Origin of the sequence: Shinella sp. 838, from assembly GCF_029623935.1 — a bacterium.
Classification (GTDB): domain Bacteria; phylum Pseudomonadota; class Alphaproteobacteria; order Rhizobiales; family Rhizobiaceae; genus Shinella.
The window spans coordinates 1-3741 of the sequence record NZ_JARSBQ010000048.1 but is presented as its reverse complement, the minus strand read 5'-3'; the positions used below and the strand labels follow the sequence as shown (position 1 = coordinate 3741).

3 protein-coding genes and 3 pseudogenes are annotated in these 3741 nt (G+C 57.1%); 4 read left to right on the top strand and 2 right to left on the bottom strand.

Annotated features, from left to right (window positions below):
* Positions 1–111 (bottom strand): annotated as a pseudogene (locus P9A16_RS35395) (IS5/IS1182 family transposase); the annotation flags it as partial.
* Between the two features lie 73 nt (positions 112–184).
* Positions 185–1318 (bottom strand): annotated as a pseudogene (locus tag P9A16_RS35390) (hybrid sensor histidine kinase/response regulator); the annotation flags it as partial.
* 164 nt (positions 1319–1482) lie between these two features.
* On the opposite strand from P9A16_RS35390, the gene P9A16_RS35385 reads away from it, so the two are divergent.
* The 4 genes and pseudogenes from P9A16_RS35385 to P9A16_RS35370 all read left to right on the top strand — a co-directional run.
* On the top strand, positions 1483–2484 hold the full coding sequence (locus tag P9A16_RS35385; RefSeq protein ID WP_130520342.1) for a sensor histidine kinase: 1002 nt from the start codon (positions 1483–1485) through the stop codon (positions 2482–2484).
* Between the two features lie 372 nt (positions 2485–2856).
* Positions 2857–3066: a cold-shock protein gene (locus tag P9A16_RS35380; protein WP_130520340.1), complete on the top strand. Its 210-nt coding sequence runs from the start codon at positions 2857–2859 to the stop codon at positions 3064–3066.
* A 120-nt stretch (positions 3067–3186) separates the two neighbouring features.
* The gene (locus tag P9A16_RS35375) at positions 3187–3411 is read left to right on the top strand and encodes a hypothetical protein (RefSeq protein WP_130520338.1); all 225 of its coding nucleotides are present in this window, start codon (positions 3187–3189) and stop codon (positions 3409–3411) included.
* 30 nt (positions 3412–3441) lie between these two features.
* Positions 3442–3621 (top strand): annotated as a pseudogene (locus tag P9A16_RS35370) (DUF6481 family protein); the annotation flags it as partial.
* Between the last annotated feature and the right edge of the window lie 120 nt (positions 3622–3741).

Sequence of the window (3741 nt, the reverse complement as noted above, 5' to 3'; positions counted from 1 at the left end):
TCCGCTCAACACGCGACGATCGTCCACGCGCGGCTTGCCCCGCACATCCGTTGGCAGGAGCGGTTCGATCCGTTCCCACTGCGCATCGGAAAACCAAAAGAAATCAGACATCTCACCGCCCTTTCGTCGCGGCAATGAATCATGCCCCAGCGCTCAAGGAAAGCTAATTATTGGGTCCGGACCCTAGTTCAAATACATGGTCGGGCCCGCTCAATATGCACATAAAGCTCGGGGCTTGTTGAAAAAGGGCGCGCATGCGGTCGCGTTCCGCTGTGCGCAACTCGATTTCCGAGGAGAGCTGGCGGTTGAGTTGCTCAAGGGCGTCTGCCGCTCTTTCCCGCAATTCAGCGGCCTCGGCCAATGCGGCGGCTCGCCGCCTTTCTGTTTCGAATGCCTCGGCACTCGCCAGACGGGAGGTGATTTGGCCGGCAATCAGCTTCAGAAAATCGAGGTAGTCCTCGGTAACGGCTCGGTGAGGATTGAGCCCACTGATCAATATCCCTTTCGGCCTGTCTCCGCCCTGACCGGCGAGGGAAATTACCGCGGCTTGAGTTGGGCTTCTCGGCCATGGGCCGGATGGAACATCATTGGCCGTCGACAGGTCTATCAGAGCGACGTCCTGTTCCGACCAAGCGGGTTCAATATTCCACAAATCGGCACCACGGCGAATCTCTTCAGGCATGAGAGCGAAATCATCCGGCGCGCCGCAGATCCATTGACGCCTCGCATTTCTCTCGTCGTCAAATGTATAAAGGGCGCTAAATGGGAGGTCCTGAAGGTTCTCCCCGAGGGCTTCGCGTGAAACCTTGAACACGTCGTGTTTCGTGTCCGCCGCAGCGAGCCCGGAAGCAAGAGCCCGCATCGTCGCCATGCGGCGTTCACCGATGACCCGCTCGGTCTCCTCGGTGACCGCACAAAAAACACCTTCGACCTTACCGCCATCGCCGATAAGCGGGCTATATGAGAAGGTATGATAGGTCTCTTCGGGGTAGCCACTACGCTCGAGAAGAAGGAGGAGCGCTCTGTCCCATGTCGCCTGACCGGTGTGGTAGACGGTTTCCAGACGCTCTTTGATATCGTCCCAGATTTCGGCCCATAGTACTTTCGTTGGGACGGCAAGTGCATTGGGGTGCTTGTTGCCCAGTGTAGGGCGATAAGCGTCATTATAAAAGAAGGCGATGTCCGGCCCCCAGCCGAGCCACATCTCGAATTTCGATGTCAGCAAGAGCCGGACTGCAACCTTCAGTGCCTCAGGCCAAGTGTGCGGCAAGCCAAGAGATGTGCCCGCCCAATCGTGCTGGCGCATCATATGCGCCATCTCACCGTTGCCGACGAAAATATCCTGGTATCGAGCCGCAGCGTGTGGGGTCATGACATTTCCATTCGAGATCGTAGGCCTCAATTAGGCCATTGATAACGCTTTTCCAGCCCGGTAGTTCTGAAGCGAGGTCAGTTTTTGCATTGGGTGAAAGAGTTTGAGAAATGAGCCAAGCAAAGTCTCAGCCTGAATGGAGTGCAGACGAACTCAGGCGGGCGATCAAGTCGGCTGGGGTGGCCCTTTGGACCTGGATCATCCATGACGACACATTTGTGATGGATGCCAAGGCATACGAGCTATGGGACATTCCCTATGAGACCGAACTCACGTTCGAACATCTTTCTGCAAAGGTGCATCCAGCCGACAGAGATCGTGTCAGAGCGGCATTCGTCGCTACCCGTTCCATCGACGGACCATTTGAGATCGATTTCCGCATTCTGACCACCACGTCGGACGTTCGATGGGTTTCCGCGCGAGGCCAGGGTAACGAGGGGAATGCTGCGACCAACAAAATGACGGGCATCTTCCTTGATGTCACAGGACGAAAGCAGGCCGAGGAAGGTCACGAGCTGCTCGCCGGGGAGATGAGCCATCGCGTCAAGAACCTGCTCGCCCTAGCCGCGGGTCTCACCAAAATCACGTCGCGCTCGACCGATACCAAGGAGGAGATGGCCAAGCAGTTGACGCAAAGGCTGACGGCTCTTGGCCGCGCCCATGAACTTGTACGCCCCCTCCCGGATAGCCAGGGGAGCGCGGCCTTGCTTGGCGACCTATTTACAGTCCTGCTGGCGCCTTATGATGACGTGGGCGCCTTCGCCGGCCGCATTCGCGTAGCGGTCCCTCGCATGGGATTGGGCGAAAAGGCTGCGACCAGCCTTGCGCTGGTCATTCATGAATTGGCGACGAATTCGCTGAAATACGGTGCGCTCTCCAACGATACGGGATTACTCGACATTTCCGGGGCTTCGCTCGATGGCGATATCGAGATCGTATGGAGTGAGCATGGTGGCGAGAGTGCTCACCTGCCGAGATCGCCGGAAGGGTATGGCAGTAAGCTGTTGCATAGAACAATCTCGGGGCAATTGGGCGGCACGATCGACTTCAACTGGGTCGAGGGCGGCGTCGTTGTGACGCTTCGGATGAAGGAGAGCCTCCTTTCTTCCTGAAGGGGCAGTCCACCGATCGTTTCACTTTGATCGTGAAACCGTTCGTCTCGCTTCGACCCAGTATCGGACCGCGGCGCCATCATAAAACGATCCAGATTGACCCCTCGTGAGACCAGGACGAACGTTCAGGCTGCCACCGCAACCGCGAAGGAAAGAACACTCTATAGGTGCATTTAGGGGTTTTGAAAACTAAGCGTTGACGAGTGGCCCGAGACCCCATATAGACGGGTCATCGATCTTTTGCTTGCCGAGCTTTGTCTACCGCGCGATTGGCACCGCGCTCTAAGCGAACTTCTCTTTCAAAAATAGTCGGTTTTCGTCTGCGTGGCATCCGCTCCGCAGTTCTTCACTCTATGCTTGAAAGGGTTCACAATGACCACTGGCACAGTTAAATGGTTCAATTCCACCAAAGGCTTCGGCTTCATTCAGCCTGACGATGGCGGCGCTGACGCTTTCGTTCACATCTCGGCTGTCGAGCGCGCTGGAATGCGCGATCTCGTCGAAGGCCAGAAGATCGGCTTCGACCTCGAGCGCGACAAGAAGTCGGGTAAGATGTCGGCCTGCAATCTGCAGGCTGCCTAAGGATGGCTGCTTCCCTTTGACCACGGATGTACTGGCACTGCCGGAAGCAATTATCACTTTTAGGCCAGGCGCCATGCCTGGCCTTTTTCGTTCTGGCCTCAAGCCACATCAGGTCATTCAGTGAAAGAGACATATAGTAAATCTTGCCAGCAGGCCGAGACCGCCTTCGGCAATCTCCAGACGGAGTTCTTCGCCAAGAACAATGCGGCGGAAGAGCTCGAATCCGAAGCTCAAGCACGCGACGCCAAGACAGTCAGGCTGCGCGAAGCGCGCCTCGCCAAGGAGCAAGCAGACCGGATGTCTGCAACATCGGCGCTTCTTGCCAAACGATCCAAGGCCAGTTGATCATCCCAAACGCTAAATCAGGATAATGATTTGAGACCCGCCAAAAATAACGACCTCACCGACCGACGCTCCGCTGCTGCAGACGCCAAGGCCGCTCTTCTCACAGCCTACCGGGCCGCAAAGACGGCGGCAGAGCCGGTTCAAGCCGCCCGACAGGCGGAGCGCATCTCACTTGTTGAAGCCCGCGAAGCGCGCCGTGCGGAACGGGAACTGCAAATTCCGAGGCAATCCGCGCCCTGATTCCGAAATGATCTCGCCCCTCCATTCCGAGAAATAGTCGCCCCCTTGTTCCGAGATGATGCCGCCCCCTTTGGAAGGGATGTGGCGTGG